The organism is Sporolituus thermophilus DSM 23256 (assembly GCF_900102435.1).
GTDB classification, from domain to species: domain Bacteria; phylum Bacillota; class Negativicutes; order Sporomusales; family Thermosinaceae; genus Thermosinus; species Thermosinus thermophilus.
Genome location: NZ_FNBU01000001.1, coordinates 155,517 through 181,758, shown reverse-complemented (window position 1 = coordinate 181,758; position 26,242 = coordinate 155,517). Strand labels below are relative to the sequence as shown.

26 protein-coding genes, 3 tRNA genes and 1 riboswitch are annotated in these 26,242 nt (G+C 55.2%); of the genes, 21 read left to right on the top strand and 8 right to left on the bottom strand.

Annotation, left to right across the window (positions count from 1 at the left end):
• Window positions 1-12: 12 nt before the first annotated feature.
• The gene (locus BLQ99_RS00915; protein ID WP_093687215.1) at window positions 13-1,170 is read left to right on the top strand and encodes a type III PLP-dependent enzyme; all 1,158 of its coding nucleotides are present in this window, start codon (window positions 13-15) and stop codon (window positions 1,168-1,170) included.
• A 256-nt stretch (window positions 1,171-1,426) separates the two neighbouring features.
• On the opposite strand, the gene BLQ99_RS00910 is transcribed toward BLQ99_RS00915, so the two are convergent.
• From BLQ99_RS00910 to thiS, 8 genes are all read right to left on the bottom strand, one after another.
• Window positions 1,427-1,503, bottom strand: a tRNA-Pro gene (locus BLQ99_RS00910).
• Between the two features lie 8 nt (window positions 1,504-1,511).
• Window positions 1,512-1,588: transfer RNA gene (locus BLQ99_RS00905), tRNA-Pro, on the bottom strand.
• A gap of 4 nt (window positions 1,589-1,592) precedes the next feature.
• Window positions 1,593-1,669 (bottom strand) — tRNA-Val (locus BLQ99_RS00900).
• A gap of 49 nt (window positions 1,670-1,718) precedes the next feature.
• Window positions 1,719-2,366, bottom strand: coding sequence for a thiamine phosphate synthase (thiE, locus tag BLQ99_RS00895; protein WP_093687213.1), 648 nt, complete (start codon window positions 2,364-2,366; stop codon window positions 1,719-1,721).
• Between the two features lies 1 nt (window position 2,367).
• Window positions 2,368-2,994: a sulfur carrier protein ThiS adenylyltransferase ThiF gene (gene thiF / locus BLQ99_RS00890; RefSeq protein ID WP_093687211.1), complete on the bottom strand. Its 627-nt coding sequence runs from the start codon at window positions 2,992-2,994 to the stop codon at window positions 2,368-2,370.
• Between the two features lie 33 nt (window positions 2,995-3,027).
• On the bottom strand, window positions 3,028-4,131 hold the full coding sequence (thiH, locus tag BLQ99_RS00885) for a 2-iminoacetate synthase ThiH (RefSeq protein WP_093687209.1): 1,104 nt from the start codon (window positions 4,129-4,131) through the stop codon (window positions 3,028-3,030).
• A gap of 22 nt (window positions 4,132-4,153) precedes the next feature.
• Window positions 4,154-4,924, bottom strand: a complete 771-nt coding sequence (locus tag BLQ99_RS00880; protein WP_093687207.1) for a thiazole synthase — start codon at window positions 4,922-4,924, stop codon at window positions 4,154-4,156.
• Between the two features lie 4 nt (window positions 4,925-4,928).
• Window positions 4,929-5,129, bottom strand: coding sequence for a sulfur carrier protein ThiS (thiS, locus tag BLQ99_RS00875; protein WP_093687205.1), 201 nt, complete (start codon window positions 5,127-5,129; stop codon window positions 4,929-4,931).
• A 49-nt stretch (window positions 5,130-5,178) separates the two neighbouring features.
• A riboswitch (TPP riboswitch) is annotated at window positions 5,179-5,287 on the bottom strand.
• A gap of 237 nt (window positions 5,288-5,524) precedes the next feature.
• Here thiS and gnd point away from each other — a divergent pair.
• The 20 genes from gnd to BLQ99_RS00775 all read left to right on the top strand — a co-directional run bounded on the left by gnd (window position 5,525) and on the right by BLQ99_RS00775 (window position 26,230).
• Complete coding sequence (gene gnd, locus BLQ99_RS00870) at window positions 5,525-6,943, top strand: decarboxylating NADP(+)-dependent phosphogluconate dehydrogenase (RefSeq protein ID WP_093687203.1); 1,419 nt, start codon at window positions 5,525-5,527, stop codon at window positions 6,941-6,943.
• 288 nt (window positions 6,944-7,231) lie between these two features.
• Window positions 7,232-8,566, top strand: a complete 1,335-nt coding sequence (locus BLQ99_RS00865; protein ID WP_216093610.1) for an ABC transporter substrate-binding protein — start codon at window positions 7,232-7,234, stop codon at window positions 8,564-8,566.
• An 85-nt stretch (window positions 8,567-8,651) separates the two neighbouring features.
• On the top strand, window positions 8,652-9,524 hold the full coding sequence (locus BLQ99_RS00860) for a carbohydrate ABC transporter permease (protein WP_216093609.1): 873 nt from the start codon (window positions 8,652-8,654) through the stop codon (window positions 9,522-9,524).
• Between the two features lie 33 nt (window positions 9,525-9,557).
• On the top strand, window positions 9,558-10,376 hold the full coding sequence (locus BLQ99_RS00855) for a carbohydrate ABC transporter permease (RefSeq protein ID WP_093687201.1): 819 nt from the start codon (window positions 9,558-9,560) through the stop codon (window positions 10,374-10,376).
• A gap of 23 nt (window positions 10,377-10,399) precedes the next feature.
• Entirely contained in the window at window positions 10,400-11,479 is a 1,080-nt protein-coding gene (locus BLQ99_RS00850; RefSeq protein ID WP_093687199.1) for an ABC transporter ATP-binding protein, read from the top strand.
• Between the two features lie 145 nt (window positions 11,480-11,624).
• Window positions 11,625-12,695 (top strand): magnesium/cobalt transporter CorA, encoded by a 1,071-nt coding sequence (gene corA / locus BLQ99_RS00845; protein WP_093687197.1) that lies wholly within the window; start codon window positions 11,625-11,627, stop codon window positions 12,693-12,695.
• Between the two features lie 171 nt (window positions 12,696-12,866).
• Window positions 12,867-13,736, top strand: coding sequence for a Flp pilus assembly protein CpaB (cpaB, locus tag BLQ99_RS00840; RefSeq protein WP_171904555.1), 870 nt, complete (start codon window positions 12,867-12,869; stop codon window positions 13,734-13,736).
• 27 nt (window positions 13,737-13,763) lie between these two features.
• Window positions 13,764-14,990 carry a type II and III secretion system protein family protein gene (locus BLQ99_RS00835; RefSeq protein ID WP_093687193.1) on the top strand — a complete coding sequence of 409 codons (1,227 nt, stop codon included), beginning with the start codon at window positions 13,764-13,766 and terminating at the stop codon, window positions 14,988-14,990.
• Window position 14,991: 1 nt separating this feature from the next.
• Window positions 14,992-16,200 carry a CpaE/TadZ family protein gene (locus BLQ99_RS00830; protein ID WP_093687191.1) on the top strand — a complete coding sequence of 403 codons (1,209 nt, stop codon included), beginning with the start codon at window positions 14,992-14,994 and terminating at the stop codon, window positions 16,198-16,200.
• A gap of 12 nt (window positions 16,201-16,212) precedes the next feature.
• The gene (locus tag BLQ99_RS00825) at window positions 16,213-17,187 is read left to right on the top strand and encodes a type II secretion system F family protein (protein ID WP_093687189.1); all 975 of its coding nucleotides are present in this window, start codon (window positions 16,213-16,215) and stop codon (window positions 17,185-17,187) included.
• 387 nt (window positions 17,188-17,574) lie between these two features.
• Complete coding sequence (locus tag BLQ99_RS00820) at window positions 17,575-18,708, top strand: sensor histidine kinase (RefSeq protein WP_093687187.1); 1,134 nt, start codon at window positions 17,575-17,577, stop codon at window positions 18,706-18,708.
• A gap of 220 nt (window positions 18,709-18,928) precedes the next feature.
• Window positions 18,929-19,117 (top strand): Flp family type IVb pilin, encoded by a 189-nt coding sequence (locus BLQ99_RS00815; protein ID WP_093687185.1) that lies wholly within the window; start codon window positions 18,929-18,931, stop codon window positions 19,115-19,117.
• Window positions 19,118-19,336: 219 nt separating this feature from the next.
• The gene (locus tag BLQ99_RS00810; protein ID WP_093687183.1) at window positions 19,337-19,741 is read left to right on the top strand and encodes a TadE/TadG family type IV pilus assembly protein; all 405 of its coding nucleotides are present in this window, start codon (window positions 19,337-19,339) and stop codon (window positions 19,739-19,741) included.
• Window positions 19,734-20,657: a pilus assembly protein TadG-related protein gene (locus tag BLQ99_RS00805; RefSeq protein WP_093687181.1), complete on the top strand. Its 924-nt coding sequence runs from the start codon at window positions 19,734-19,736 to the stop codon at window positions 20,655-20,657. Before BLQ99_RS00810 ends, BLQ99_RS00805 begins: the two co-directional genes overlap by 8 nt.
• An 11-nt stretch (window positions 20,658-20,668) precedes the next feature.
• On the top strand, window positions 20,669-22,036 hold the full coding sequence (locus tag BLQ99_RS00800) for a TadA family conjugal transfer-associated ATPase (protein ID WP_093687179.1): 1,368 nt from the start codon (window positions 20,669-20,671) through the stop codon (window positions 22,034-22,036).
• Window positions 22,037-22,054: 18 nt separating this feature from the next.
• Window positions 22,055-22,981, top strand: a complete 927-nt coding sequence (locus BLQ99_RS00795) for a type II secretion system F family protein (protein ID WP_093687177.1) — start codon at window positions 22,055-22,057, stop codon at window positions 22,979-22,981.
• Window positions 22,982-22,990: 9 nt separating this feature from the next.
• Window positions 22,991-23,326, top strand: a complete 336-nt coding sequence (locus tag BLQ99_RS00790) for a DUF192 domain-containing protein (protein WP_093687175.1) — start codon at window positions 22,991-22,993, stop codon at window positions 23,324-23,326.
• A 392-nt stretch (window positions 23,327-23,718) separates the two neighbouring features.
• The gene (locus tag BLQ99_RS00785) at window positions 23,719-24,276 is read left to right on the top strand and encodes a DUF2703 domain-containing protein (protein ID WP_093687173.1); all 558 of its coding nucleotides are present in this window, start codon (window positions 23,719-23,721) and stop codon (window positions 24,274-24,276) included.
• Between the two features lie 416 nt (window positions 24,277-24,692).
• Window positions 24,693-25,115 carry an arsenate reductase ArsC gene (locus BLQ99_RS00780; protein ID WP_093687171.1) on the top strand — a complete coding sequence of 141 codons (423 nt, stop codon included), beginning with the start codon at window positions 24,693-24,695 and terminating at the stop codon, window positions 25,113-25,115.
• A 167-nt stretch (window positions 25,116-25,282) separates the two neighbouring features.
• Window positions 25,283-26,230 carry a permease gene (locus BLQ99_RS00775; protein ID WP_093687169.1) on the top strand — a complete coding sequence of 316 codons (948 nt, stop codon included), beginning with the start codon at window positions 25,283-25,285 and terminating at the stop codon, window positions 26,228-26,230.
• Window positions 26,231-26,242: the final 12 nt, after the last annotated feature.

Genomic DNA, 26,242 nt, shown 5'->3' with positions numbered 1-26,242 from the left:
AGGTGCAGACTAATGCAAAAAATATTCAAATTGTCACAACCGGCCGTGGAGGCACTGGCCGCCAAATATGGCACCCCGCTGTTGGTGTTGTCCCGCGACCAAATCCGTTATAATTACAATTTCCTGGCAGAACACCTGCCTGGCGTGCATATCTATTATGCCATGAAGGCCAATCCGGACTCGCGCATTATTGACGAGCTCGCCGGTCTCGGCGCGTGTTTTGACGTGGCTTCGGACGGCGAAATCCTGGCCCTGGCCCAGATGGGCATCGCGCCCGAGCGCATTGTCTACGCCAATCCGGTGAAAACCGCGTCCGGGTTGGCGGCGGCGCGGCAAACCGGTGTGCGCAAATTTACTTTTGACAGCGAAAGCGAGATTTATAAGATGGCCAAGGCGGTCCCGGGCGGCACGGTGCTGCTTCGGGTGCGGGTCGATAATCCCAACGCCCTGGTCGACTTGAATAAAAAATTTGGCGCCCACCCCGACGAAGCGCTCCGTCTCTTGACGATTGCCCGCGAGCAGGGGCTGGACGTGGCCGGTCTCTGTTTTCATGTGGGCAGCCAGTCGACCGACGCCGGCGCCTATGTGGACGCCCTGGCGGCCTGCCGCCGGATTTTCGACGCTGCGGCCCAAAAAGGGTTTAATCTGCGTATTCTGGATATCGGCGGCGGGTTTCCCATCCCGGCGATTGGCATGAAGGTGGATGCGGCAGCTATGATGAGCCAGATCCGCACGGCCTTGGCCCAGTACTTCCCCAATACCGAAATATGGGCCGAGCCGGGCCGTTTTATCTGCGGTACGGCTGTCAACCTTATTACCCGCGTCATCGGCGTGCAGCAGCGTAACGGCCAGCAGTGGTATTTCCTGGATGAAGGCCTGTACGGTACTTTCTCCGGCATTATCTTCGACCACTGGGACTTTGAATTGGAGACCTTTAAGTGCGGGCCGAAAATCGCGGCGACCTTCGCCGGGCCGAGCTGTGACTCGCTGGACGTCCTGTTCCGTGATAAACTGACGCCGCCGCTGGCGATGGACGACCTTATCTTAGTGCCGGCCTGCGGCTCCTACACTTCCGCTTCGGCGACGGTTTTCAACGGATTTGCTAAAGCGCCGATTATTGTGTGGGAAGAGATTAAGGCGGAAATTAGCAAACTGGCAAATGCCAGCTGAAATAAAAAGCTATAAATGACAAAGGCCGCCCGTCGGGCGGCCTTTATGCCTCATTGTCAGAAAGTATAAGCTTTTACCGCAAAGGGCACGCGCGAAGTTACGCGAAGAATTTTTCTTTTTTGGCGCGACATGCGTCGCGCCCGGTATACCCTTAGCGTCCTTAGCGTCCTTTGTGGTTTTTAATAGGCGCAGTGCGCTTTTTCATGCAAAGCCTAAACAAAACGCCAACCGCAATGGTTGGCGTTAAAATTTTGGATGGTCGGGGTGACAGGATTTGAACCTACGACCTTTCGGTCCCGAACCGAACGCTCTACCAAACTGAGCTACACCCCGAAAGTTTATGGTCGGAGCGACTGGACTTGAACCAGCGGCCTCCACCACCCCAAGATGGCGCTCTACCAAACTGAGCTACGCCCCGACGCTGGTGGGGTTAAACGGACTCGAACCGCTGACCTCTTCGATGTCAACGAAGCGCTCTAACCAACTGAGCTATAACCCCAGACAGCTTTAAATTATAGCAGACTGCGTGCTGTTTCGTCAATGGTAAATCATGTAAATTTCGCGCGCAGGGCCTGGACTTTTGCCTTGATATCCACCGCGCCGACAATTTCCGTTACTAAGGCGACGGTGCGGCCGCCATGGCGGATGACTTCGGCGAGATTATGCTCCTTAATCCCGCCGATGGCCACAAAGGGCAGGGAAATGTTTTGGGCGACATAAGAAAGGTATTCCAGCCCAACCGGAGCACTGACATCCTTTTTGGTTTGAGTCGCATAGATGGGGCCGACCCCGATATAATCAACAACACCCGCTTTTTCGGCGGCCTGGGCCTCGGCCGGGTTGTGGGTTGACAGGCCGATAAGCATCTCTTTGCCCACCAGCTCGCGAACCTTGGCCGGCGGCAGGTCGTCTTGACCGATATGCACGCCGTCAGCCTCGACCAACATAGCCAAATCAATGTGATCGTTAACAATAAACAGTACGCCGGCGGCGCGGGTGAGCTCGCGAATTTTACAGCACTCCTCATACATAAGGCGCGCCTTCTTGTCTTTTTCCCGGTACTGAATTACCTTAATGCCGGCCGCGATCATGAGCTGGGCTACCTCGACATTGCTGCGTCCCAGCGAGTGCTCTTCCGAAGTTATGCCGTAGATGTCGGCGCGGTGCAAAATGGCTAAGGCCGTTTGTCTATCCACACTAGTTGCCCCCTTTTTTTATTGGTCCTAAAACCCAGTTAAGAATTACGTCGGCTTGTTTGGCCGCGGCAATATTTACACAAGGTGCCACCGGCGGGCAGTCAGGCCCGCTCGCGGTTGTCAGATCGCCTACTAAGTAAAAATTATCTTTAATTTTGTGGACGCGAATGCGGTCGCTATCGCCCCAGCCGGCCAGCCCGGATGCGGCGACCAAGAGTTTCCCGGACGCGATATAATGCTCGACAATCATTTTCTTGAATTCCGCCCGGTCGACGGCCTCGACGACAACGTCGCAGTCCCCGAACAGTCCGTTAATATTATTTTCATCTATTTTTGTCTGGACGATATCTATTTCGACATCAGGGTTAATCTGGCGCAAGTTTTCCCGTAGCATTGGCGCCTTCGGCTTGGCAACCTGGTGGAGAAAATAAAACTGCCGGTTGAGGTTGCTGTAGTCAATACAGTCAAAATCGACAATTTTGAACTTCTTAAAACCAGACCGCACCAGCAGTTGAGCGCAGTTTGACCCCAGGCCGCCGGCGCCGGCAATACCGATTTTGACAGACTGGATTTTGGCCAGCATATTGGCCGTAAAATAACGCAGTAATCCTTGCTCAAAAGTATTCATGCCGCTCTTGCTCCTGTTCCGGCAGACGCAGCGTTACAGCGCCTGCCAATCTTTATATATTGGCTGATAACCCTGGGCATACAGCATTGCTGCCACTTCCGCCACCGTGCGTTCATCGGAAATTTGGAATTGCCCGACGGCCTCATGGTCGGAGCGGCCGCCGACCGCCGTGCAGGAGCCGGCGGACATTTTGGTCACGCCCAGCCTTACCATCGCGTCCCGCAAGCGCCCATTCTCTCTGGTTGACAGGGTAATCCCGCTGCGCGGCATAAATAACCGGAAGGCCAAAACATACTGTACCAGATTCTGGTCGCTCACCATAACCGGGGGCGCAAAGCCGCCAAAGTGCGGCCGCATCCGGGGCGGCGAAATGCTTACTTCTACGTCGGGAAACCGGCGCTGCAGGTAATCGGCATGCAGGCCGGTGAAGAATGCTTCTTGCCGCCAGTCGTTAAGGCCGAGCAAAGCGCCGATGTTTACCGTCCGCAGCCCCGCCTGGCAGGCCCGCTCCGGCGCTTCCAGCCGAAACCGGTAATTGCGTTTTGGGCCGGCGGGGTGCATTTCGGCATAAACCTCTTCGTTGTACACTTCCTGGTAAATCGTCAGGCCGTCCACACCGGCGCCGATTAATTCGGCGTATTCTTCCTGGGTCAGCGGGTAGATTTCAATGCTGATGGAAGTAAAGTATTTTTTCAGTATGTTAACACAGTCTTTAATGTAGGAAACCGGTGAATGCTGCCGGGATTCGCCTGTAAGAATGAGAATATGTTTTAAGCCGGTAGCGGCAATAAGCTGGGCTTCCCGTTCAACTTCCGTCAAAGTGAGTTTTTTCCGCTCCAGTTTATTGTTCAGCCGGAAGCCGCAATAAACGCACTGGTTAACGCAATAGTTAGCCAAATACAAAGGCGTATAAAGAAGCATTGTCCGGCCGAAATGCTGAACGGTTAAGCGGTGAGCCTTTTGGGCCATTTCTTCTAAATAGGGCTCTGCCGGCGGTGACAGCAAGGCCAAAAAATCGAACGCGTTGAGCCGGTCTTGCCTCAGGATGTGCCGCACGTCACTAGCGGTAACTTGCGAAAAATAGGCCGCAAAGTCGAAGCTTCGATAGTCTTTAATAACGTCGTAAAAAGTGCCCATTTTACCGACCTCGTTTCATAGGTTATTCGCGGAGGAAGCCGGTCAAAGGCGACGAGGCGCTGGCATACTGCTGGACAGCGCCCGGGCCGGCCAAATAGGCGGTGCGTCCGGCGGCGACAGCCAGACCAAAAGCCTTCGCCATGGCTACCGGGTCGGCCGCGGTTGCAATAGCGGTATTCACCAAGACCGCCGCCGCGCCTATCTCCATTGCCTCGGCTGCTTCCGACGGCCGGCCGATGCCGGCGTCGACAATGATCGGCAAAGGTATTTCTTCGATTAAAATCCGGATCAACTCTTTTGTCTTTAACCCACGGTTGCTGCCGATCGGCGCCCCCAGCGGCATTACGGCCGCCGCCCCGGCTGCGGCCAGCCTTTTTGCCACAATTAAGTCAGGGCTCATATAGGGCAGTACGACAAAGCCTTCGGCCGCTAAAATTTCGGTTGCCTTAATTGTCTCGTAGTTATCAGGTAGTAAATAACGGTTATCGGATATTACTTCAATCTTGACCCAGTTGCCGCAGCCGGCGGCTCTTGCCAGGCGGGCAATCCGCACGGCTTCCTCGGCGGTTCTGGCGCCGGAAGTGTTGGGCATTAAAATGCAGTTCTGCGGAATATAGTTGATAATGTTCTCGTCGCGGCTGTCTGGGTCGACGCGCCTTAGCGCCACGGTCACCACTTGCGCTCCTGAAGCCGCGACGGCTTCGGGGATCAATTTGTTGGACGCGAACTTACCGGTGCCTAAAAAGAGGCGGCTGGTAAGTTCTTTGTCGCCAATTTTCAATACATCTGCCATTGGTTTAGCCTCCCCCTACAAAGGTGACGATTTCCAAGCGGTCATTTTCTTTTAATACGGTTGCTGGCCAGCGGTCTCTGGGGATAATGGCCAAATTAAGTTCGGTAATAATAGTTGCCGGATTTAGCGCCTTGCGGGCCACCAGCCCGGCCAGCGTCATGCCTTCCGGTAATTCGACCGGGTTGCCGTTTATCAGGACTTTCAAACCGTTTCCCCCCTTATTCTAAATATAAAAAGCGCACCCGGTTAGGTTAGGTGCGCTTAAAATACCTTCCTACGCGGGCATTACCCCGATCAGGTCAAGAGGTCTGGTGCTCGCTAGCCCACTCTCAGCCCATAACATGAGCTCCCTCGTTACACTATTCATTTTATTGCAGCTGCTGCCAATTAATTCCTGCTACCATTTTATACCTAAAACGGCGAATTGTCAAAACAAATTGAAAATCGGAAAGTGGACGAGTGGAAAGTGGAGAGGGGAAAGGGGACAGGGGACAGGGGGAGAGAACCGCGAACGTCTTATTTTTCTTTTCTGCAAAAGGGAAATACTAGCCATTAAGCGAATTTGTGAGCCGTGGAGAATTTTGCGCTGGAGGGTAATTAATGGAAAAACAGTATGATATTGGCCTTATCGGCTTGGCCGTTATGGGGGAAAATCTGGTCCTTAATATGGCTGGCAAAGGCTTTGCCGTAGCTGTGTATAACCGGACGGTCAGCAAAGTGGACGATTTTGTGGCCGGTCGCGGCAAAGGCCTCGCCATTGGCGGCGCCCATTCGGTGGCCGAGCTGGTCGCCATGCTCAAGCGCCCGCGGAAAGTCATGCTCATGGTCAAAGCCGGCAAGCCGGTGGATGATATGATCGGTGAACTGCTGCCTTATCTAGAGCCGGGCGATATTATCATTGACGGCGGCAACTCCTACTTTGAAGATACGCGGCGCCGCTGGCGCGAACTAGCCGTCAAGGGCATCCGCTTTATCGGCATGGGGGTATCCGGCGGCGAAGAAGGGGCGCTGAAAGGGCCCAGCCTGATGCCGGGCGGCGACCGGGACGCGTACCAGGAAGTAGCCCCGATCTTTACCCGCATCGCGGCCCAGGTGGCCGACGGGCCATGTTGTGCGTATGTCGGCCCTGACGGCGCCGGTCACTATGTCAAGATGGTGCACAACGGCATCGAATATGGCGATATGCAGCTTATCAGCGAGGCCTATTATATTATGAAGAACGCCCTCGGCCTGTCGGCCGACGAGCTGCACCGTGTTTTTGCCAAGTGGAACGAGGGTGACCTTGATTCCTACCTGATTGAAATTACCCGTGATATTTTCACAAAATATGACGATGCTACCGGCCTGCCGCTGGTGGAAGTCATTCTCGATAAGGCCGGGCAGAAGGGAACCGGTAAATGGACGTCACAGAGCGCCCTCGATCTCGGTGTACCCACCCCGACTATCACCGAGGCCGTTTTTGCTCGCTGCATGTCAGCGTATAAAGACGAGCGGGTGGCGGCCGCCAAGGTTCTTACCGGGCCGGACGGCCGTTATACCGGCGACCGGTACGAATTTATCCAGGCCATTCATGACGCGCTGTACGCCTCCAAAATCTGTTCCTATGCCCAGGGTTTTGCCCTTCTCAAGGCGGCCAGCGCCGAATATCAGTGGGATTTGGATTTTGGCGAAGTGGCCCTGTTATGGCGGGGCGGATGCATTATCCGGGCCCGGTTCCTGGACCGGATCAAGGAGGCGTACCAGCGCGACCCGCAGCTTCCCAATCTGCTCATCGATCCCTTTTTCCGGTCGGTTCTCGACAAAGCGCAGGCCAACTGGCGGCTGGTGGTCAAAACCTGCAAGGAGCTGGGCATCCCCACGCCGGCCTTCAGCGCCTCCCTCGACTACTATGACAGCTATCGCCGCGCCGTGCTGCCGGCCAACCTCATCCAAGCCCAGCGTGACTATTTCGGCGCCCACACTTATGAGCGCACCGACAGGCCCGGCGTTTTCCACACGGAATGGCTTGAAAGCAAATAGTTGCGCAGCACGCGCGGAAAGAATAGGCATGAGACCGTAAGGTTTTATGCCTATTTTTTGTGGGAAAGTGGCGTGTTATCCTAAATAAGTCAATTTTTTAAATAAGTCAAGCCTGCCCCCCAAGTGTAAAAAGTAACATATTTGCAGCCAAATTTTACGCTGACAGGCTGAAGGAAAATAATAGAATAACGCGAATAACCCATAACGGTACTCTATATCTTAAAAATTGGAGGTGTAGGTTAACTTAATTAAGTCTTTTAAATAATTAATACTAAGGAGGGGTTAACATTGAAACGGTTCCGTAACAAATGGCTGCTGCTGGCGCTGGTTCTGGTCTTTTTGGTGACGGCGGCCGGCTGCGGTGGCGGCAACCAGCCCAAACAAGGGCAGGGCGGACAAAAGTTCGCCGGTGTGACGATCCGCTTCCTCGCGTCCAACCATCCGTATCCCGAGGCTATTAAATCGCTAATTCCCGAGTTTGAGAAGCAGACCGGCATCAAGGTCAATATGGAAAGCTACTTTGAAGACCAGCTTACCCAGAAGCTTACGGTTGAGCTGACTTCCGGCTCATCGACGGTGGACGTCTTCATGACCCGTCCGCTCCAAGAGGGCCGCCTGTTTAGCAAGAATAACTGGTATCAACCCCTTAACAGCTACATAAACGATGCCAATAAGACGCCGGCTAGCTGGAATTGGGGCGACTTCCCCAAATCCACCGTTGACGCCGTGACGTTCAACAATAATATTAATGCCATCCCGCTTGTTACCGAGTGGGAAATGCTCTTCTACCGCAAAGACCTCTTTGAGCAGGCTGGCCTGAAACCGCCGACCACTCTCGAGGAACTCGAAGCGGCCGCCAAGAAGCTGCATAACCCATCGGCCGAAATGTACGGCATCGTGTCCCGCGGTCAGCGTGGCGCCGCCGTTACCCAGTTCTCCAGCTACCTGTACGAATATGGCGGCGACTTTATCAAAAACGGCAAGGCGGTCATCGATTCGCCGGAAGCCGTTAAGGCCCTGCAGTACTATGGCCGCATTCTCCATGACTATGGCCCGCCCGGCGTGACCAATATGTCCTGGCCCCAGGCCCAAGCCCTGTTTGCCAGCGGCAAGGTGGCCATGTGGACCGATGCCAGCACGCTGCTGTCCGGCCTGTTAGACCCCAACAAGTCCAAAGTTGCCGATAAAGTTGGCCTGGCGCCCTTCCCGGCCGGCCCGGCTGGCTTTAAGCCTTACAACGTAGTACCATGGGCCGTTGCTATTTCCGCCCAGTCCAAGAACAAGGACGCGGCCTGGGAATTTGTTAAGTGGCTGTCCAGCCCTGAAGTCATGAAGAAGGCCCAACTGGCCGGCAACACAACTTCCCGTGCTTCCATCTGGAATGATCAGGAAGTACTTGCCAAGCTCCATCCCGGCCTGGCCGACATCGCCAAGAAAACCTCGCCTGTCGCCGTACCGTATGACCGCCCGCTGATGACGGCTGTCGGCGAAGCCCGCGACGCGATCGGCGACGTCATTGTCAAAGCCATCGAGACCGGCGGTGCCGGCGACATTGCCGCCGCAGCCAAGGAGGCAGCGGCGAAAGTCGATGCCCTGCTGCAAAAAGCCGGCGAAAATAAATAAGCGCGGTACCCTTTCCGTAGGTGCGGCCCGAGGGCCGCACCTACGCTGTAAAATAAATGGCTTGCCCCGTTAGGAGGACTTCGGTTTGAACGACTTTATTGAACGCAATATCCGTTGGCTTTTTCCGCTGCCAGCACTCATTTTTATTGTATTAATGATGGCCTTCCCGGTTGTTTACACCATCTGGATCAGTCTTACCGACCTCTCGATGGCGCAAGGCGGGCAAGGCAATTTCGTTGGTCTGAAAAACTATGCGGAAATGCTTAAAGACCCCCGCTTTTTTAATGCGATTAAGCTGACGGTCTACTTCACCGCTCTGGCCGTTGGCGTGGAAACCGTCCTGGGTGTAGCCATCGCGCTGATTCTTAACCGCGAGTTTGTCGGAAAAAATTTGGTCAAAACCCTACTACTTTTGCCCATGGTGGCAACGCCGGTAGCCATCGGCTTAGCCTGGACGCTCTTTTATGAGCCGACCATCGGCCTTGGCAACTATGCCCTTAAGCTGCTTGGCCTGCCGCCCTCCAAGTGGTTGGCATCGCCGACGGCGGTTATTCCGTCCCTGGCGCTCGTCGACATTTGGGAATGGACGCCGATGGTGGCGCTGATCGTCCTGGCCGGCCTGGCCGCACTGCCGAACGATCCTTATGAAGCCGCGCTCGTGGACGGAGCCACGCCGTTTCAGGTCTTCCGCTATGTGACGCTGCCGCTCCTTACCCCGACCATTCTGGTCGCGGTGGTGCTGCGGAGCATTGACGCCTTTAAAACGTTCGACATCATCTATACCATGACGGCCGGCGGTCCCGGCTTTGCTTCGGAAACGCTTAACATCTACGCTTATAACCTGGGCTTCGGCTACTTCCGGTTTGGCGCCGCCTCGTCGGTGCTGGTTGCCCTGCTCGCCCTTGTGCTCGGTTTCAGCATTCTTACCCTGTGGTTCCGCAAGTCATGGGAGCAATAGACGGCAACAGTCCTGGATACTAGGAGTGAGACAATGGGAACAAACAAATTGGTGCATAAGCTGTTATGGTATCTCCTGGTACTGCTGGTGGTGGTACCGTTCTTTTTCCCGCTCTTTTGGATCGTTTCCGCCTCGTTTAAAACGCAGGCCCAGATCGTGTCCATGCCCCCGGTATGGCTGTTTACCCCGACGCTTGAAAACTATCAACGTGTCTTTGTCGAGCAGCAGTTCGGCCGCTATCTGTTTAACAGCGCCGTCATCGCTGTGGGCTCAACGTTGTTATCGCTGATAATCGGCCTGCCTGCGGCCTACACCATTTCCCGCTATAAGCAGCGCACCCTGGGGATCGTCATCCTCGTTGCCCGCCTGATGCCCGGCATTTCCTACCTTATCCCCTGGTTCATGCTATTTTCCAAACTGCGCATGGTGGACACCTATACGGCCGTCATCGCCAGCCACATGCTGGTAGGGCTGCCGCTGATCGTCTGGATTATGGTAAACTATTTCGACGGCCTGCCGCGCGAATTGGAGGAAGCGGCCCGCGTCGACGGCTGCACGCTGCAGAACGCCTTTTTCCGCATAGTGCTGCCCCTATCGGGACCGGGCGTCCTGACGGCCAGTACGCTGTCTTTCATTTTTTCCTGGAATAATTTCATGTTTTCCCTGGTACTGAGCGCTGACCGGACCAAACCGCTGCCGATCGCGATCTACAACTTCGTCTCCTATGCCGAAGTCAGCTGGGGGCCGGTCATGGCGGCCGCCGTGGTTATTATCACCCCGGCCATCATTCTCACGATGATTTTCCAGCGCTATGTTATCAAAGGTCTGACCATGGGCGCTGTTAAAGGTTAATTGCCAAAAGAAGGAGTAAAATAATGGGAAGAGTAGTTTGTGAACATGTCGTAAAAAAGTTCGGCGAGATCTACGCCGTTCACGATTTTAACATCGATATTGCCGATAACGAATTTATCGTCATCGTCGGTCCCTCGGGCTGTGGCAAGTCAACGACGCTGCGTATGGTAGCCGGCCTTGAGCAGCAGACGTCAGGCAATATCTATATCGGTGGCGTGCTGGTCAACGACAAGGAGCCCCGTGACCGCAACATCGCCATGGTGTTCCAGAATTACGCCCTGTATCCCCACATGAACGTGTATGAGAACATGGCCTTTGCCCTCAAACTGCGCAATGTGCCGAAAGCGGAAATCGACCGGCGGGTCAAGGAGGCGGCGGAAATCCTTAGCATCGGTCAGTATTTGCACCGCAAGCCACGCGAACTGTCAGGGGGCCAGCGGCAGCGCGTTGCCCTTGGACGAGCGATTGTGCGCGAGCCCGCCGTCTTCCTCATGGACGAGCCGCTGTCCAACCTGGATGCCAAGCTGCGCGTCCAGATGCGGACCGAGATCGCCAAACTGCACAACCGGCTGAAAACTACCACCATCTATGTTACGCACGACCAGGTCGAGGCTATGACGATGGCCGACCGCATTGTGGTTATGCGGGACGGCGTAATCCAGCAGATCGCCGACCCGCAGACTATTTACGACAGTCCGGCGAACAAGTTCGTCGCCGGCTTCATCGGCACACCGCCCATGAACTTTTTGACCTGCCGGCTCGAACGCGCCGACGGCTTAAAACTGATCGCCCAGGGCCTGCAAGTAGCCTTGCCGGCGGCGATGGCCGACAAACTGGCCGGCGTTGTGGGCAGGGAAGTTACGCTTGGCGTGCGGCCGGAGCATATGCGGCCGGCGACCGGCAGCGGCCATGCCCAGGCAACGGTGGAAGTGGTTGAACCGATGGGCTCGGAGAACTACCTGAATGTGCGGGTAGGCAGTCAGGGCATGGTGGTGCGGGTCAAACCTGACTTTAAACCGGTGCCTGGTGAGGCCGTCGCGTTTGAGTTTGACCTCGGCAAAATTCATCTTTTCGACCACGACAGCGGCATTACGATTATTTAGCGACCATATAATAATGTAGAGATAACATGGCCAAACAGGACTGTCCGACAACCCTAGCCAACGGGCTTTGTCAGCAGTCCTGTTTTTGCTAATATTCGCCAGGATTAGCAATACTTCTTGATAGCGGTGAAGAGGAGGGGAGCACATGAGAAGCAAACGCAAACAGGCGGCGGCCCGGGTCGGGCTGCCGCCGGGGACGCTTATCGGCGGCGATGACCGTTCGGCCCAGGCGCGGCTGTGGATGACCGCTTATGACGAGACCGGCGTAAATGAACGGGAGCTTAGTGCCGTGGGCGACCTTTTTCCCCTACAGCCGGAGCCGGCCGTAACCTGGCTTGACGTGCGCGGCGCCGGCGCGGCGGTGGTGGAGGAAATCGGTTGCCGGTTTGCCATTCATCCGCTGGTGCTGGAGGATATCCTAAATACCGACCATCGCTCCAAACTCGAGGACTATGACCAGTATCTGTTTATCGTGCTTAAAACGGTGGTGCTAAGCGGTGCGGGCGCTGCGGCCGGCGAGACCTTTGGCGTCGGGCAGGTCAGCATCATTCTCGGCAAGGGCTATGTAATTACTTTTCAGGAAAGTGACGATGACAGCTTTCGCCCGGTGCGGGAGCGTATCAAAAACGGCAAAGGCCGCATCCGCAAGGCCGGCGCCGACTATCTTGCTTATGCTTTGATTGATACGGTAGTCGACCATTATTTTGTGCTGCTCGAAGAACTGGACGAACGCATCGAGGCGCTGGAGGCAGCGCTTGACCGTGAACCTGGCCCTAAGGTGCTTGAGGATATTCATAAGCTGAAAAATGAGCTGCTGCATTTGCGCCGCAGCCTGTGGCCGCTGCGGGAGGTAATTGGCGCCATTGATCGCGGCGATTCGGGGCTGTTTCAGGACAGTACCCTTGTCTATATGCGCGACGTGTACGACCATACGGTCCAGGTGCTGGAAACAATCGAAACCTATCGCGACATCCTGTCAGGCATGCTGGATATCTATCTTTCTATTACAAATAACCGTCTGAGCGAAATCATGAAATTCCTCACCCTCATTTCTACCGTCTTTATTCCGCTGACCTTCATCGCCGGCGTTTACGGCATGAACTTTGAATACATGCCGGAACTTAAGTGGCGGTGGGGCTATCCGGCGGTGCTCGGCCTGATGGCGCTGGTCGGGGGCTGGCTCGTCGTGTACTTCCGCCGGAAAAAGTGGCTTTGACCGTCCGGTGTTAGGTCCGCAGTCCTATAAAATAGAGACCGACGCGGCGGATAGTTTAAGGCGGCGGTCCGATGAGCGCTTTGGGAGCTTTCGGCTATAATGAAAATGAAAATAGCAAGGACGGTGGTTTTATCATGGCAGGCAAAAGGAAGACGGCCGGGAGGGGTAGGCATGAAATTGTCCGCTAAGGGAGTGCTGGTAATTGCCCTGGTGCTTAGTCTGGCAACAGCGGGCCTTATCTATAAATATCTGCAGGAAGCGACGCAGAAGGCGCCGAAGGACGGGGTAGCCGTCGTAGTGGCGAAAGTTGACATTCCGCCTAAGACCAAAATTACGGCGGAAATGGTTAGTGAGACGAAAGTTCCGGCCGAATATGTCCAGCCCGGGGCAGTCCACGAGCTGACAGCGGCTGTGGGCGCCATTGCCCGTGACCGGATCCTGGCCGGCGAGCAAATCGCCGAACGGCGGCTGGTCATTCAAGGCAAGTCGGCCGGGTTTACCGGCATCATCCCGCCGGACAAACGGGCGGTCACCATTGCCGTCACCGAAGTGACCGGGGTGGCGGGTTTTGTCAAACCCGGTGACTATGTCGATGTTGTGGCCACCTTCGACCAGAATACGGTAGGCGACAATGTTAGCCAAATCATTCTCCAGAACGTCCTGGTGCTGGCTGCCAACCGTGATGCGGAAGCAGGGGCGGCGGACGGGGCCAAAGATAAAAAGGATGCCGTCAAGACGGCGACGGTGACGCTCGCCGTTACGCCAGACGAAGTAGCCCAGTTGGCATTGGCCGAAGACAAGGGGAAGGTGCGCCTGGCCTTGCGTCCCTACATGCCCTCCGCCCAAGTTACGCTTGTTAACGCGGTAACACCGAAAGATATTGTCGGCGCCCATACCTCGCCGGTACAGAACGTACAGTCTGGTGAAACGGCGCCAACGCCGGCCCGGCCGGCGCCACCCGCCGGCCAGCAGCCGGATGATGGTGGCAAGGGGATTCAGCTTATTCGCGGTACCAAGGTGGAAACAATCCCCATCCAGTAAACTAGCGGCTAAAGCGAGGTTAAATATATGGGCAAGAGCAGGTTTTGCGCAGTATTACTAATAAGCATTTGCATAATGCTGACGGCGGCGACCGCCCTGGCTAACGCCGCCCTGACCGTAGCGGTCAACCAGTCGCGGGTTCTTGGTTTCAACGGCGTGCAGCGGGTGGCGGTGGCTAACCCGGAAATCGCCGACGTGCTGGTCGTGTCGGGGACGGAAGTGCTGGTGGTTGGCAAGGCCCCCGGTGTTACGACGCTGCATGTCTGGACCGCGTATGGTCGCACCACCTATGAGGTTGAAGTAGGCGCCGCGGACGCGAAATTAGCGGGGGAAATCAGAAGCATCCTCGGCTATGACGGCATCCGGGTCAGCAAGGTCAACCGGACCGTCATCCTCGAAGGGACTGTCGACAACCAGTATCAAAAGGCCCGGGCGGAAAAACTGGCCGCCGCTTATGGCGACAAAGTAGTGAATCTCCTTGAAGTATTGCGGCCGGTGCAGGTCAAAATCGAGGCGAAAGTTCTTGAAATTAATCGGCAGAAGCTCAAAGAGCTGGGCATCAAATGGGGAAATAGCCCGGGCACGCCCGGAACTTTTGCCTTCGGCCAGTCGGCGCTGAACTCCAAGGTCGGGGATGTCTTCGGCGATCTTGGCGGGTATGCGGACATCAATGCCCAACTGTCGGCCCTGGTAAAAAACGGGGCGGTAAAAGTCCTTTCTCAGCCAAACGTGGTTACGCTGAGCGGCGATAAGGCCAGTATTATGATCGGCGGGCAGATTCCCGTACCCGTGGCCCAGGATAATAACAAAATCACCATTGAGTGGAAAGACTATGGCATCAAGCTGGATATCGCGCCCGAGGTCAATGGCGACGGCCTCATTCAGAGCAGGGTTAAGGCGGAAGTGAGCAGCCTCGACTATAACTCGGCAAGCAGTATAAAATTAGGGGCCGGTATGGAAATTCCGCCGGTGCGGCTGCGCAAGGCCGAAACGGCTATTGCCCTGTCGTCCGGTCAGACCATGGCGATCGGCGGCCTGATCGCTACCGAGACGAGCAAGGATGTTGTTAAAGTGCCGATGCTGGGCGACCTGCCGGTACTTGGCCAGCTGTTCCGCAGCACATCGTTCCGACGGGGCGAAACCGAACTGTTGGTACTGATCACGCCTTTGCTTGTCAATCCGGCCGAGTACCTGCCGGCGACAACCCGGGAGATGGCCGAGTTTGCCCAAGAAAACCCGCGGGGAGGAAAGTGAGATGGCCGAAAAAATCCGCGTCCTTATTGCCGACGATAGCGCGGCGACGCGCGAAAATATCCGTAAACTGATGGAATTTCATCCCGAGATTACGGTAGCCGGCCTCGCCGCCGATGCCGCCGAGGCGATCGCTAAGGCCAGGGAACTGCGGCCCGACATTATTCTCATGGATATTAACATGCCGGGCATGGACGGCATTGCCGCCACCGAGATAATCACCACCGAGGCGCTGCCGGCCAGCATCATTATCATGAGCGTTCAGGGCGAGCAGGAGTATCTGCGGCGGGCGATGATCGCCGGGGCCAAAGACTACCTGATCAAGCCGTTTACCGGCGATGAGCTGGTTCAGGCCGTGAAGCGGGTCTATAACAATGAACAAAGGCGGCGCAGCGTTCTTAAGTTTGAACCCAAACCGGTAGAACCGGGCAAAATCATCACCGTTTTCAGCACCAAAGGGGGCATCGGCAAAACGACCATTGCCACCAACCTTGCCGTCGCTTTGGCCGCGCGCACAGGGGCCAAAGTGGGTATCGTCGACGCCGACCTCCAGTTTGGCGATGTGGCGTTATTTCTTAACATCTTGCCCCAGGCCACGATCGCCGACCTGGTGCGGGACGGCGATGAGCCGGACGCGAAGGTGCTTGACAGTTATCTTGCGTCCTACAGCGAGCAGGTTAAAGTGCTGGCGGCGCCGCTGCGGCCTGAGCAGGCGGAAACGGTGACCGCCGGCCATCTTGCCGCCATTTTGAAGACCATGAAAACCTGCTTCAAATACATTATTGTCGATACGGCGCCGTCGTTCAGCGACGCCATGCTGGCGGTGCTCGACGCTTCCGACTTGGTGCTCGTAGTGTCGGCCATGGATTTGCCCACCGTCAAAAACGTCAAATTGTGCCTGGAGATTATGGAGTCGCTCGGCTATACGGACGACAAATTCAAGCTGGTGCTTAACCGTGCCAACGCCGAATGCGGCATGGACGTCCGGGAAGTGGAGGAAAGCCTGCGCCATGCCTTTGTGGCCACCCTGCCAAGCGACGGCAAAACCGTGGTCGCTTCCGTCAACCGCGGCGTGCCATTTGTTGTCTCCCATCCCGAGGCGGCCGTGTCCCAGAGTATTTTTCACTTGGCCCGCACCATTGCCAGCGGTGACTGGAAGGCCGAACCAGAGCCGCGCGGCGTTGTTCACAAAATTAAGCGTCTCTTCGGCTAACGGAGGGAATTTATGCTAACGCTGATTGTCGCGGCTGCCTTTATTACGGTGTTCGTCGCGGTCGTCGGGCTGTATCATTTCGGCACGGTCGCCCGCCGCGAAGTAAAAATGCGCATTAGCCGCTATGTGGCAAAGCCGCCGGCGCCGGCGTCACTCCGGCCGGAACAAGCGGTGGCCCCGGCCATGGGGGTTTGGCGCAGCCTGGTGCGCCAGCTTAGCAGGCATTTTGAATCTTTTCAGTGGTCGCGGCGGCTGGAGCACCGGCTCATGCAGGCCGGGTTGCCGCTCCGCGGTTCCGAGTTTTTGGTCATTTGCGCCGGCTCGGCGCTCATGGGAATGCTGACGCTGGTTGCCCTTGCCCGCGGCCGGTTGATGTTTGCGGTTATTGGCGCCATTATCGGCTATTTCGTGCCGCTTCTTGTGCTGCGCGTTAAAGTGGAGCGGCGGACGAAAGCGTTTAATGACCAGCTGGGCGACGCCCTAATTCTTATCGCCAACTCGCTGCGCACCGGCTACAGCTTTCTGCAGTCGATTGAGATGGTGTCGCGGGAAATGCCGCCACCCATTGCCGCCGAATTTGCCCGGGTCCTGCGGGAAATGAACCTGGGCGTTACGACCGAGGAGGCCCTGAATAACCTGGCCAAACGGGTTGATAGCGACGACATCGACCTGGTGGTGACGGCGGTGCTTATCCAGCGGCAGGTGGGCGGCAACTTGGCGGAAGTTCTGGATAATATTGCCAATACCATTCGCAGTCGGATCAAAATCAAGGGGGAAATCAAAACTTTAACCGCGCAGGGGCGGATTTCCGGCGTCATTATCGGGCTGTTACCCTTTGCGCTTGGTCTGATCATTTACGCCCTTAATCCCGGCTATATGCAGGTATTGTTTACCCACCCGCTGGGCCGGGCCTTGGTGGCCGGCGCGGTCGTAAGCCAAATTATCGGCGTGCTGTTAATCCGTCGGATAGTCAATATTGATGTCTGAAGGGGCCGGTCGGCTCCTTTTGTACTATATCAGGAAGTATAAGTTTATAACCGCAAAGATAATCATGCCAACAGTTAGCACCACAAAGAATGAAAAGTAAGTTTATGAACTAATCTCGCGCGACAACTGTCGCGCGCGTAGCCCTTTGCGTTCTTCGCGGCCTTTGCGGTTTTACGCTTTTCAGGGTAGTTCGCAAAGAGCGCGAAGGTGCGCAAAGGATTTTTCTTTTTTGGCGCGACATGCGTCGCGCCCGGTATACCCTTTGCGGCCTTAGCGTCCTTCGCGGTTTTGTTAAAAAGGCGCGCTGGCGCTTTTGTTCTTTTGACGGCAGGGAAACGGTTGCCGTCGCCGAATTGTCATTAAAAAAATGTCTAAAGGTGGCGCGCTATGCAGCAACAACTTGATGTCAAACTGCTGGATAAAATCGTGAAACAGACTATTGCCGCCGTGGAGAAAGGCAAGGCTCAAATTTTCGATATCTATGAGGCGGCCCGAGTTGAGATGGAACATGTGAAAAAAGACATTGAGCGCGTTAAACAAGCTACGGCCGATATTATTTTTAAGGTTGACGAATTGGAGCGCCGCGAGCGGCGGGCTAGGTTGCGGCTGATGGAAGTGAGCCGCAATTTCACCATTTATTCGGAAGCCGATGTCAAGGCCGCCTATGACGAAGCCAGCCAGCTGCAGGTCGAACTGGCCGTCGCCCGGGAGCAGGAGGCAGCCTTGCGGCGGCAGCGCGACGAGCTTGAACTGCGCCTGCGCAACCTGAAAAATACCGTGGAGCGGGCCGAGAGTTTAGTGGCGCAGGTCGGAGCGGCGCTTGGTTTTCTCGGCAGCCAGATGGAAAATGTGCTGACCCACCTGGGGACGCTACAGCAGCGCCAGGCATTCGGCGTTAAGATCATCAAGGCCCAGGAAGAGGAGCGCCGCCGCGTGGCGCGGGAAATTCACGACGGGCCGGCCCAGGCCATGGCCAACGTCGTTTTTCGCGCCGAGGTGTGTGAACGGCTCATCGATACCGATATCGCGCGAGCCAAGGCCGAACTGCGGGAGCTGCGGGAACAAGTAAGGCTGTGCCTGAAGGAGACGCGCAAAATAATCTTTGACCTCCGGCCGATGACGCTGGACGACCTGGGCCTGGTTCCGACCCTGCGCCGGGTGCTGGACACGCTTAAAGAACGGACGGGACTAATTGCCGAACTTAAGGTACTGGGCGAGGAGAAGCGCCTGGACAGCCATATTGAAATCGGCGTTTTCCGCGTCATTCAGGAAGCGCTGACCAATGTGGAGAAACATGCCAAGGCCACTGCCGTATGGGTGCGGATTGATTTTCGTCCCGGGGTGGTATCGGTCGTGGTGGAAGACGACGGCCGGGGTTTTGACGGTCTGGAAAACGTGGGCAGCGAGTCGTTTGGCCTGATGGGCATGCGTGAGCGGGTCAGCATCCTGGGCGGCGAACTGAAAATTGCTTCGGAAAAAGGAAAAGGAACAAAGGTTTTCCTCAAAGTACCGCTACGATAAAAAACATATTGGCCGCTTCACCACTTTCTACTTTCCGATTGCCACTTACCGTGAGTATTTCTGGGACTTTTTGCCCTGCCGGCTAACTTATGCAAATAAGACCGGATGCCCAGCGCGAATAAGACCTGCGGTCGATGGAAAAGGCAATTCACAATGTTACAATATAGTCAAAACAGACAGCCGCAATCAAACTAGCGCATAAATTTAGGAGGTAGGGAAAATGTTAATGTGGTGGGAAATGGTAAAGACCTATTTACGGTGTCAAAGAGGCCAGGGCATGGTAGAGTACGGCCTGATCCTCGCCCTGATCGCCGTGGTGGTCATCGGCGCACTGATGACGATGGGCGGAAACCTGGACAGCATGTTAAATAATGTCGCCGGCAAGCTAAGCGGCACCACCGGCCAGTAACCGTGATTTACGCCCCCTGGGCTACCAGGGGGCTTTTATTGTGCGCTTTCGGCGTGGTTTATTTTGCCAAGGTGGGACTTAAGTCTCGGTTTGGCCGCTGGGACTGTTCGCCTGCAATAGTTAAGACCGGAGCACGATGTGCGGCCTGAGCGGGCAGTGTTACAATAAAATTGGCTTTCCGCTTATGGCGGCGCTTTTTGGCGAAGCGAGGTGACGACTATGCTTGGCATTGCCCGGATGCTGAAAAACCACCGCGGCCAGACGCTGGTCGAGCTGGCGCTGGTGCTGCCGGTAGTGGTGCTGCTGCTGGCGGGGATGATGGAGTTTGGCCGGGTCTTTCATGAATATTTAGTTGTGACGGCGGCAGCACGGGAAGGAGCCCGGATAGCGGCCGTAGGCGGCAGTGATGCGGCTGTCGCCGCCGCCGTGCGTAATGCTGCCCAGTCCGTTGACCGGGGGCAGCTTGCGATTGCCATTGAACCCAGTGAGGCCGGCCGGATACACGGCGAGCCCATTACCGTCGTGGTCAGCAATCCTGTCCAATTAGTTACGCCGCTCATCAGTGCTTTTTTCCCGCAAAACCCTTATATAGTGCAGGGAAGGGCGGTCATGCGGTATGAGTAAGTTTTGCGTCAAATTGGCCGGGAAACTGCTGCGCAGCCAGCGGGGGGCCGTGGCGGTGCTCACGGCGCTCGCGTTTACGGCCATGCTTGGTTTTGCCGCCATTGTCGTGGATGTGGGCCTCTTGTACTTTAACCGGGTCGAGCTGGCCAACCTGGCCGATGCCGCTGCCTTGGCCGGCGTGCAGGACCTGCCGGACGACGCGGCTGCCGCCCGCGCCAGCGCCCTTGATTATGCCGCGCGCAATGGGCGGAGTGGCGACGCCGTTACGGTTGAAATCATCGACAATCACAGCGTGGCGGTGCAGGCCACCCGGCCGGTGGAACTCTTTTTCGCCCGCGTGTTCGGCCTTAACAGTTCGACCGTACAAGCGGCGGCCAAGGCCGCGGTCCGTCCGCTTAGCGCCGCAACCGGGGTAGTCCCGTTTGGCGTAGTCTGGAACGATTTTGTGTTCGGCCAAACTTACGAGCTAAAAGAAGGCGGCGGCAGCGGTACGTCCGGCAACTACGGCGCCCTGGCGTTACGGGCCAGAGGCGGCAGCACTTACTGCGACAATGTTAAATATGGCTATAATTCCACGCTGCGGGTAGGCGATTGGGTGGAAACCGAGACCGGCAATATGTCCGGTCCAACCAGTGAAGGTGTCAATTACCGGATTGGTCTTGATCCCCATGCTACCTTTGCTACGGTCCAAAAAGGTTCGCCGCGCATTGTTATTCTGCCGGTGCTGGCATCGCTCGACGTAAACGGCCGCGGCGAGGTGCAAATCGTTGGCTTTGCCGCCTTTTTCCTCGAGGGAGTGCATGGTTCGGGCAAAGACAACTACGTCACCGGCAAATTTATGAAAATGTATATGCCCGGCGAGGCGGCAGATTCAGCCGGGGATTATGGGCTGCGCAATATTGCTCTGGTACAATAGAAGGTGATAATATGTCGCTCTTAAAACGGCTGGAAGCGCAAAAACAAAGTGAACAGCCAGGCAAAGGGGCGGAAAAGGCAAAGACTTTCTTGCCGGTGAAAAGCGACCCCTATCAGAATCTAAAGGTGCGGATCCATAAACGGATTATTGACGAGATGAGCCTGGAGGAAAGCAAGGCGCTTACCGACCAGGAAGTAGACCGCACGATGCTGGAGGAAGCGGTGACGCGGATCGCCACCGCCGTTATGGACGAAGAAGCGGTGCCGGTGCCGCGGAGTGACCGGGGCCGCATTATTACCGAGGTGGTCGACGAAGTATTAGGCTACGGGCCAATCGACCCGCTCCTCAAAGATGACACCATTTCCGAAATTATGGTCAACGGGCCCAACCAGGTTTATGTTGAGCGCAAGGGCAAGCTGGTGCTCACTGACGTGCGGTTTCGCGATGACGCCCATGTCATGCATGTTATCGAAAAAATCGTGGCGCCGCTGGGGCGGCGGATTGATGAAAGCTCCCCGATGGTCGACGCCCGCCTGCCCGACGGCTCGCGGGTCAATGCCATCATTCCGCCGCTGGCCCTCAAGGGCCCGTGTCTCACCATCCGCAAGTTCGCCAAAGACCCGCTCACTATCCAGGACCTAATTAACTTCGGGACCCTGACCGAAGAAATGGCCAATTTTCTCAAGGCCTGTGTCGAAGGTAAGCTCAATATTGTCGTGTCCGGCGGGACGGGATCGGGCAAAACGACAACCTTGAACTGTTTGTCTTCCTTCATCCCGGCCGATGAGCGCATCATCACCATCGAGGACGCCGCCGAGCTGCAGCTTAGGCAGGAGCATGTGGTAACTCTGGAAACGCGCCCGCCCAATATTGAGGGCAAAGGAGCCATAACCATGCGCGACCTGGTGCGCAACAGCCTGCGGATGCGGCCGGACCGCATCGTTGTCGGCGAGGTGCGCAGCGGCGAGGCCCTTGATATGCTCCAGGCCATGAATACCGGCCATGACGGTTCGCTAACGACCGGCCATGCCAACAGTCCCCGCGACATGCTCAGCCGCTTGGAGACGATGGTGCTGATGGCCGGCATGGACCTGCCGGTACGGGCCATCAGGGAGCAAATTTCTTCGGCGATTGACCTTATTGTCCAACAGGCCCGCCTGCGGGACGGCAGCCGGAAAATCACCCATCTGACCGAAGTGCAGGGAATGGAGGGGGATGTCATCACCCTGCAGGATATTTTCGTTTTTGAGCAGACCGGCAAAGACGAAAGCGGAAGGATCATCGGCCGCTACCGGCCAACGGGTATTCGTCCCAAGTTCCTGGAAAAGCTGGCGGCCAACGGCATTACGGTACCCAACGAAATATTTTGGCCCAAATGATTGGGTAGGTGAAAAGCCATGCTGATGTTAATCGCGGTTCTGTCGTTTATCACGGTGTTTCTCCTGGTCTATCTGCTGCTGGCTGTCTCTGCTTTGGCCCAGGGGAATATTGCCATGCGGCTTAAAGCGCTTGATACAATGACGGCGGGGCGCAGCGACATCGACCGGGAGCTGGCGCGGCCGTTTAAAGAGCGGGTGCTATCGCCGCTCAGGAGCGACGTTGCCGCGGCCCTGTCTAAGTTTACGCCCCGGGCGCTGCGGCAGGCAGTTGAAGAGAAAATGACGGCGGCGGGCGGTTTTGGCAGTTTAACTTCTGACGAATTTCTCCTGCTCGCCGGCTTCTTCGCTTTGGCGGCGCCGGCGGTCGCCGTCACGCTCGCCGCGCTGGCCGGCGCGGCGGCCCATAAAATCATCGGGCTGTCCCTCATCGCCTTTGCCATCGCTATGCTGCTCCCCTTTTTCCTGCTTAACCGGAAAATTGCCCTGCGCAAGCGCCGTATCCAAAAAGACCTGCCTGATGTGCTTGATCTTCTTACCGTCAGTGTGGAGGCCGGACTGGGGTTTGACGGCGCGCTGGCCAAACTGTCGGAAAAAATGAAGGGGGCCCTGGTCGATGAGTTCACCCGGGTGTTGCAGGAAATGCGAATGGGCGTGCCCCGCCGCGAAGCGCTCCATGCACTGGCCCTGCGCTGCGACGTGCCTGATTTGTCGCTGTTTACCACCTCCCTAATTCAGGCTGACCAGCTAGGCGTAAGCATAGGTCAGGTCCTGCGGGTCCAGTCGGCCAGTATGCGCGAAAAACGGCGGCAGCGCACCCGGGAGCTGGCCATGAAGGCGCCGGTCAAAATGCTGCTGCCGCTGGTATTTTTCATCTTTCCGGCGATCTTCGTCGTCGTGCTGGGGCCGGCTGTCATCCAGATTTTTCTCACCTTTTCCCAGCGGTAGGTGGAACCCATGCTTAAGAATGTTACCCGCGGAACGGTCGTCGCCACGCGTGTTCGCGTGGCTGACACCTTCTGGCGGCGGCTCAAGGGCCTTTTGGGCACAACGGCGCTGCCGATTGATGCGGCGCTTATCCTTCGTCCCTGCAATAGCGTCCATACCATTGGTATGCGCTATGCCATCGACGTTCTCTTTCTTGATAAAACATACCGCGTTGTGAAGATCGTTGGCAGGCTCGGACCAAACCGCTTGGCCGCGGCAGCCGGGGCCGTGATGGCCGTGGAACTGCCGGCCGGTACGGCAGCCAAAACGAATACGGCGGTGGGCGATTACCTGGAGCTATATTGATGCCACGCCGGCTAGCCCGTTAGTCTGACAGCACACTTTATCACCACTACCTGCGAAAGCATCGCGCGTAAGAGCGGCGATGCTTTTTAATGCTATTTATGGGTAAGTCAGGCAGTTAAAAAATAAGCCGACCATGAGGAATTTTTTATTAAATTGAATTGACAAAAAATGATAAGCGGGAATATCATTATATATTGGAATATATTATAATTTTATAAAACAATTAAACAATAAGCGGGTTGTGGCTGAGACAAGGGCGCCCACCGCAAGGCAGGGCTTGACGAAAGCCTGAGGAAAAATCGCGCCCTGATAAACAAGACCCCCATACGAGGCTAGACCGTTCGGGATAGCTGGCGTTACCTAGCGCCTTGATAAAACGGAGGTGTAACGATATGAATAAGGAAGAAAAATGCTGTTGCGGCCCAGTAGTAAGTGCCGGCTGTTGTTCGGATCCCAGTTCAAGTTGCTGTGGATCGCGTCCTGACTCCCAAAAGTCCATAGTAATCGACTTTCTCTACATTGACCTAAGCGTCTGCGAGCGGTGCCAAGGAACGGGCGCCACTTTGGATGAGGCTATTGAGGATGTAAAGAAAATCCTAGAGGCAGCAGGATATGATATCAAGGTCAACTATATTCATGTTCAAACGGAAGAACAGGCTGCGGAACTCGGTTTTATAAGTTCCCCAACGATTCGAATTAACGGCCAGGATATCCAGCTGGACGTTAAAGAAACTCTATGCGAGTCGTGCGGAGAATTGTGCGGAGAAGATGTTAATTGCCGGATCTGGATTTATGAAGGGAAGGAGTATACAGTTCCGCCGAAGCCGATGATTGTGAATGCGATACTGAGACATATATATGGAAATAATGCCGCGCAGGACAGCCAGAAGAAGGGTAAAGTGGAAGTTCCAGCAAATTTGAAAAAGTTTTTTTCTAAAGTAAAACGGTAAATATGGCGCCACTGTGAAATTACGGGGGATTACGCGAACAAGTGACCTAGAAAACCTTTTTGATTTCCGTCATTTGATTGAAGAGGGGAATTAACTCTTGTTTTGCGCGTCAGTCAACGTGACTGGCTGGGCAAAGGGGTACGGCGGTTGTCCCTGTAGGGTAGCGGCGCTGGCAAAGGATATGGCAAGGGCAAACACCAGCAGGCCAGCAAGAGTTGTGAGCAAGGCTTTTTTATAAAATGATTATATAATGAGCAAGTGTATTTCACGCACGTATATGATGTAAACTAGTTGTACAGCGGTTTAATTTGTAGTAATATATAAACGTATTTAAAAATATAAATATGTATTAGGAATGTAGTAGTGACCTGATAATAATAATTACGCAATTACAACCAGGATAAGGAGATGACTGGATGCAATCGAAAAAAGTGTTGTTCCTTTGTACCCATAACTCGGCCCGGTCCCAAATGGCAGAGGGGTTATTGCGGGCCATGTACGGTGACCGGTATGAAGCCTTTAGCGCTGGCACCGAACCGGGTAGACTGAACCCTTATGTAGTGAGGGCGATGGCGGAAATTGGGATCGATATTTCCGGCCATAGGTCGAAAAGCCTTAATGAATTTTTACAGGATGAGTTCGATTATGTGGTGACCGTCTGCGACAGCGCCAAGGAAGGGTGCCCTTATTTTCCGGGCGGAAAACGGCGACTGCATGAGAGTTTTCCCGACCCGTCGGGTTTTACCGGCACCGATGAAGAGATCATGAACGGTGTACGGACGGTCAGAGACCAAATTCAGCGGTGGATTGCCGTAACGTTTGGCGCTGATAACCAATGATCGGTTTAGCGGCAGTCTGCAAAGCCCTTGGCGATGATACACGGTTGGAGATCGTCAATATGTTGGCGAAACGATCGCTTTCATTCCCCCCGATCTTTGTTATATTGGGGTAGTGGCGAGTGGGAATAAATAGGAAACAAATAATTAATGCACAGGAGGCGGCTTTTATGTTGCAAGCATTTGCCGACTTGGTAGTCTATCGCTGGTTGGGTCTGGCACCCGGTACGATGCTTGGCGAAGCGCTCAACTTCTTCGTTTATGACAGTTTGAAGATTTTTTTCATGCTGTCGGTCATTATTTTTGGTGTGTCGGTCTTGCGTTCGTATTTTCCTCCGGAACGCACCAAGCGTATTTTAAGCCACAAGCGGGAATTTTACGGGAACATTGTGGCGGCGCTTTTGGGGATCGTCACACCGTTTTGCTCGTGTTCAGCGGTGCCGGTGTTTATTGGCTTCATCGAATCTGGCGTACCGCTCGGCATAACGTTTTCTTTCCTGATCTCATCGCCGATGGTCAATGAAGTGGCGTTGGTGATGCTCTGGGGATTGTTAGGCTGGAAAATTGCCACTATCTACATTGCCAGTGGCGTTACCATCGCCATTGTGGCTGGTTATCTGATTGGTAAAGCCAAACTGGAACATCTGGTCGAAGAATATGTCTATCAAATGAAGGTAGGCAACGTTGAAATTGTCGAGCCGTCGTTTGGCGATCGTTTACGTTACGCCCGTGATTATACGCGCGAAATATTGAAAAAAGTATGGCTGTATGTAATTATCGCCATTGGCATCGGTGGCTTTATTCATGGCTACGCGCCGGAAAATTTTTTAGTGCAGTATGCCGGCAAGAATAATATCTGGGCCGTGCCATTGGCGGTCTTAATCGGTGTGCCTTTGTATTCCAACGCGGCTGGCATTATCCCCATTGTCACCGCGCTTATTCAGAAAGGCATGAGCCTGGGAACGGCGCTGGCGTTTATGATGGCGGTGACGGCGTTGAGCTTTCCCGAGATGATTATTTTGCGCAATGTGTTGAAGCCCAAGCTGATTGCTATTTTTGTTTCTATTCTGGCGGTGTCGATTATCTTTACCGGTTATCTTTTTAATATTATAATTTAAGCATATTGTTAA